The following is a 5174-nucleotide window of genomic DNA, read 5'->3' on the forward strand; positions in this document are numbered from 1 at the left end:
CGCGTCCGTCGCGTCGGCGTGACCGGCAGCGGCGACCACCTCGTGGCCCACGACGGCGTCCGAGGGGCTCTCGTCAGCATGCGCCGGGGCGATCTCGTCCGCGGGCTCCTGCTGGTCCCAGGCGGCGTCCGACCGGCCGTCGTCGACGTGCTCGGTGTGGTCCGTCGGCGCGTCCTGGTGCCAGGCGGCGTCCGACCGGCCGTCATGCAGGTGCTCGGTCTCGTCCACGGGGGCCCGCTGGTCCCACGCGTCGTCCTGCCCACGGTCGTCGTGGTGCTCGGTCGCGTCCGCGGGCAGGTGCTGGTCCCACGCGACGGCGGACGGGTCCTGGTCCGGCACGTCGACGGGAAGGCCCGGATCCGGCGCCGTGACCGGCCCGTGGGCGTCGGGCGCGTCGGCCGGCGAGGCGAGCACGGAGAGGTCGTCCGCGTCCTGGCCCAGCACGTGCGCCAGGGGCGCGTCGAGCGGGCGGACGAGCGCGTCGTCGTCGACGTGCACGACGTCGGGCGGCACGTCGTCGTCGCGACCGGCGACCTCCGCGGGAGCTGCTGGGTACGGGTCGGCGGCAAGGTCGTCCCGACCCGCGACGACGTCGTCGGGCTCCGTCGACCCGGGCGCGGCAGCGGCGTCCGCGTCCCCGTCCTCGACCGTCGTCGCAAGTTCGTCCGCGACGTCGTCCGCAGGCGCGACGTCGGAAGGCTCGTCCGACGCGCTCGGCCGGCCCGCGCTCGGCCGGTCGACGTGCGGCTGGTCGGCGCTCGGGATGTCGACGCCCGGGTTGTCGACGTGCGGCAGGTCGGCGGGCGCGTCGTCGGGGCGGTCGGGGTGCTGGTCGCTCATGCCTTGAACAGGTGCCGGCGGATCGAGGCGGCGTTCGAGAAGATCCGGATGCCGAGGACGACGACGACCGCGGTGGACAGCTGGGACCCGACGCCGAGCTGGTCGCCGAGGAACACGATGAGCGCGGCGACGACGACGTTGGACAGGAACGACGTGAGGAAGACGCGGTCGTCGAAGATGCCGTCGAGCATGGCGCGCAGGCCGCCGAAGAGGGCGTCGAGCGCGGCGACGACCGCGATGGGCAGGTACGGCTGCAGCTCGGGCGGGACGGTGGGCTGCAGCACGAGGCCCACGACGACCCCGACGACGAGCCCGATCACTGCGATCACGTACGTTCCCTCCCCGGATGACGTGCCGACCCTGCCACACCGGCCGCCTCGTCCGCACCCTCCGCCGACGCACCGGCGTCCTCGGTGGCGGGCGGCTCGTCGCTCGTCGTGGACGGCGTCGGCGGGGTGAGGCGCGACTCCTCCGGCACGGTCGCGTCGTGCAGCTTGACCTGGCCCGCGCCGGGCAGCTCGAGCTCGGTCTGCGACGACATGTCGACGCCGATGCCCCAGGTGTTGCGCAGCGTCGCGAGGAGCTGCCCCGCAGAGCTGCGGGCGATGTCGGTCTGCATCGCGACGGGGTCGCCGACGGCCTCCACGACGTACGGGCTGACGAGCGGCACGAGGTCCACGCGGACGACCGGGCCCGAGCTGCGGATCGCGGAGGTCGCGGTGAGCCGCTCGCCGTTGATCGCGACCGCCTCGGCGCCTGCCGCCCACAGCCCGTTGACGAGCACCTGGAGGTCGTAGTCCTGCACGCGCGACGACGGGGCCTCCACGCCGCTGTCGGGGTCGACCGGCGCGTCGGTGAGGACGATCCGCAGCCCGGTGCCCGTGACGGGCACGACCCCGGCCGCGATCTGGCTCGCCTCGAGCTCGGCGGCGAGCGCGGGGTCGACGTCGTCGAGCGCGGCCTCCTGAAGCCCGCGCACCTCGTCGCTGAGCGCGGCGATGTCGCTCTCGAGCGCCTCGGCCTCCGCGTCGTGCTGCTCGATCTGGTTCTGGAGCAGGTTGCGGGCCGCGACGACGGACGGCGGTGGCGTGCGCAGCGACACGGCTGCGGTGACCGTCCCGAGGCCGAGCAGGACCCCGAGCACGAGGAGCAGCGCGGCACCCCGTCGGGTGCGCGGCGGGCGAGTGCCGGTGCGGCGGCCCTCCGCGGCGGCGGCGTAGCCGGGGTCGAGCGGGCGCCGGTACACCTCGTTGAGGAGCGTCATCGACGCGTCGGGGGCGGGCCGCTGCACCGCGTCGCCGTGCCGGGAGGTCATGCCGTGGCCGTCCTGCCGCGCAGCAGGTCGCGCGCCTGCACGAGGTACAGCGCACCCGCGAACCAGTAGAGGCCGACGCCCCACAGCGCGCAGGCCCACCCGAGCACCGACGCGACGGGCCCGAGCGGCGCCGCCCACTGGCCGAGCAGCAGCAGCGGGAACGCGTACAGCAGGGCGAACGTGCCGGCCTTGCCGGCCATGTGCACGGGCAGCGGGCCCCAGCCGGCCCGGGCGAGACGCAGGAAGACGCCCGCGAGCAGCACGTCGCGTGCGACGAGGACGACGAGCAGCCACCACGGCACGGCACCGCGCCACACGAGCCCGACGAGCGTGACGAGGATGAAGAGGCGGTCGGCCGCCGGGTCGAGCAGCTGCCCGAGCCGCGACACCTGGTGGAGCCGCCGGGCGAGCACGCCGTCGAGCCAGTCGGACGCGCCCGACACCGCGAGCACGACGACCGCCCAGCCGTCGTGGCCGGTCGCGATGAGCCAGCCGAACACCGGCACCAGCAGCAGGCGGACGAAGCTCACGAGGTTGGGCACCGTCAGCACGCGGGGTGTGACGAGCTCGTTCTGGCTCACTGCCTCCCCCGTCGCTCTCGGTGCTTGCGGCGACGATCCTACGGCGCTCGCCCCCGCCGACCTGCTCCCCCGTCCACGTCCGCGCGTCGGAGCCGTCCACCCCGCGGGCGTCCCACCCACTGCCGGTGCGCCTCCACGCCACCCCGCGCGTCCGACCGGCACGGCGTGCGAGGCTGCGAGCGTGACCCACCACAACGACACCGACGTCATCCGCCGCCTCCTGACGACTCCGGGCCGCTGGGCCGTCGTCGGGCTGTCGACGAACACCGCGCGCGCCGCGTACGGCGTCTCCGAGTTCGTGCAGGCGCGCGGGAACGAGATCGTCCCGGTGCACCCGAGCGCGCCGACGGTCCACGGTGCGACGGGATACGCGACGCTCGCGGACGTCCCCGGCGACGTCGACGTCGTCGACGTGTTCGTCAACAGCGCGCTCGCCGGTGCCGTCGTCGACGAGGCGATCGCGGTCGGCGCGCGCGCGGTGTGGCTGCAGCTCGGCGTCGTGGACGAGGACGCGGCCGCCCGTGCCGCCGCGGCGGGCCTCGACGTCGTCATGGACACGTGCCCGATCATCGAGGCGCGCCGGCTCGGTCTCTGAGCACGACGCGGCCCGCCCGGGCGCCCGTGCGCGCAACCCTCGTCGTGTGCGCGAACTCACCTGCTCCTTGCCGACCACCGGACGCCCCGCGCCCGTAGACTGGTCGGCGACTACCGGAGTTCGTCGCGCGTCCCCCGTCGAGCCTGCACCCTGTGCGGGCTCGTGTCGTGAAGTCTGGGCACCGTCCTGGTGCCGTCGGGTGTGCGGGGCAGCAGCGACCCGCCGTCCGCCGTCCCGGCGCACGGTTCAGGGCTCCCCCGCTCCACCGAACGGTTCCCCCATGAGCACCCTCGTGCCCCCTGCCCCCACGACCGACGCGACCGAGACGCCGGCCCCCCGGTTCGACGACCTCGGCCTGCCCGCCGCCCTCGAGCGCGCGGTGGCCGACCTCGGCTTCGTCACCCCCTCCGCCATCCAGGCCCAGGCCATCCCCGCGCTCCTCGCGGGCCGCGACATCGTCGGTGTCGCGCAGACCGGCACCGGCAAGACCGCCGCGTTCGGCCTGCCGCTCCTCGCGTCGGTCGACGCGGACACCGCCGGTGTCCAGGCCGTCGTCCTCACCCCGACGCGCGAGCTCGCGATGCAGGTCGCCGACGCGATCTCCTCGTTCGCGACGCACCTGCCCGGTCTGGGCGTCGTCGCCGTCTACGGCGGCTCCCCGTTCCTGCCGCAGCAGCGTGCGCTCGCGCGCGGCGCGCAGGTCGTCGTCGGCACCCCCGGCCGCGTCCTCGACCACCTCGACCGCGGCACGCTCGTCATGGACCAGGTCCGCTACCTCGTGCTCGACGAGGCCGACGAGATGCTGCGCATGGGCTTCGCCGAGGACGTCGACCGCGTCCTGTCCTCGACGCCCGACCGCCGCCAGGTCGCCCTGTTCTCCGCGACGATGCCCGCGCCGATCCGCCGGGTCGCCGAGCAGCACCTGCACGAGCCCGTCGAGATCACCGTGGCGCGGCAGTCGTCGACCGTCACGACGGTCCGGCAGACCTACGCGGTCGTGCCCCACCGCCACAAGATCGGCGCGCTCGGCCGCGTCCTGTCGGTCACCGACGCCGACGCGACCATCGTGTTCGTCCGCACGCGCGGTGCGGCCGAGGAGGTCGGCAGCGCGCTCGTCGAGCGCGGCATCTCCGCCGCGCACATCTCCGGCGACGTCGCGCAGGGCGACCGCGAGAAGATCGTCGACCGCCTGCGCACCGGCGCCCTGGACGTGCTCGTCGCGACCGACGTCGCCGCGCGCGGCCTCGACGTCGAGCGCATCGGCCTCGTCGTGAACTTCGACGTGCCGCGCGAGGCCGAGACGTACGTGCACCGCATCGGCCGGACCGGCCGGGCCGGTCGCGAGGGCGAGGCGCTGTCCTTCGTCACCCCGTCGGAGCAGTCGCGCCTGCGCACGATCGAGCGCACCACGCGCGTCCCGATGGAGCAGGTCCAGATCCCGTCGCCCGCCGAGGTGAGCGGTCACCGGGTCACGCGCCTGCTCGACCGTGCGCCCGAGCGTGCCGCGCTCGGCCGGCTCGAGGTGTACCGCGACGCGATCGCCGCGCACCTCGCGGCCCACCCGGGCACCGACCCCGTCGACCTGCTCGCGTCCGTCGCGGCGCTCGCCGTCGGCGACGAGGGTCCCGCGGCGCGCACGGGCGACGACCTGGACGACGCGCTCGAGCGCGCGCGCCTCACGCCCGGCAAGCACGAGCGCACGGTCGGCCACGAGGACCGTCCGCCGCGCGAGCGTCGCCGCAGCGACACGCACATCGCGGGCGGTCCGCCGCGCTGGCGCGTCGCGGTCGGCCACCGTGACGGCCTGCAGCCGGGTGCGCTCGTGGGGGCGCTCACCGGCGAG

5 protein-coding genes and 1 pseudogene are annotated in these 5174 nt (G+C 75.4%); 2 read left to right on the forward strand and 4 right to left on the reverse strand.

From position 1 onward, the window contains the following. The 4 genes and pseudogenes from HGA02_RS09710 to clsA form a co-directional block, all read right to left on the reverse strand. Positions 1–840: pseudogene (locus tag HGA02_RS09710) on the reverse strand (hypothetical protein); the annotation flags it as partial. Next, positions 837–1169 carry a small basic family protein gene (locus HGA02_RS09715; protein ID WP_124343430.1) on the reverse strand — a complete coding sequence of 111 codons (333 nt, stop codon included), beginning with the start codon at positions 1167–1169 and terminating at the stop codon, positions 837–839. The pseudogene HGA02_RS09710 and the gene HGA02_RS09715, both read right to left, overlap by 4 nt. Beyond that, positions 1166–2155 (reverse strand): DUF881 domain-containing protein, encoded by a 990-nt coding sequence (locus HGA02_RS09720; protein ID WP_168678836.1) that lies wholly within the window; start codon positions 2153–2155, stop codon positions 1166–1168. Before HGA02_RS09720 ends, HGA02_RS09715 begins: the two co-directional genes overlap by 4 nt. After that, the gene (clsA, locus tag HGA02_RS09725; RefSeq protein WP_168678837.1) at positions 2152–2736 is read right to left on the reverse strand and encodes a cardiolipin synthase ClsA; all 585 of its coding nucleotides are present in this window, start codon (positions 2734–2736) and stop codon (positions 2152–2154) included. The genes HGA02_RS09720 and clsA overlap by 4 nt, the downstream gene beginning before the upstream one ends. A 181-nt stretch (positions 2737–2917) precedes the next feature. Here clsA and HGA02_RS09730 point away from each other — a divergent pair, with 181 nt between their 5' ends. Then, positions 2918–3331, forward strand: coding sequence for a CoA-binding protein (locus tag HGA02_RS09730; RefSeq protein ID WP_124343427.1), 414 nt, complete (start codon positions 2918–2920; stop codon positions 3329–3331). A 280-nt stretch (positions 3332–3611) separates the two neighbouring features. Further along, positions 3612–5174: DEAD/DEAH box helicase (locus tag HGA02_RS09735; RefSeq protein WP_168678838.1), on the forward strand; the 1563-nt coding region annotated here is incomplete at its 3' end.

It is taken from the genome of Cellulomonas septica (genome assembly GCF_012396155.1).
Taxonomy (GTDB): Bacteria; Actinomycetota; Actinomycetes; order Actinomycetales; family Cellulomonadaceae; genus Cellulomonas; species Cellulomonas septica.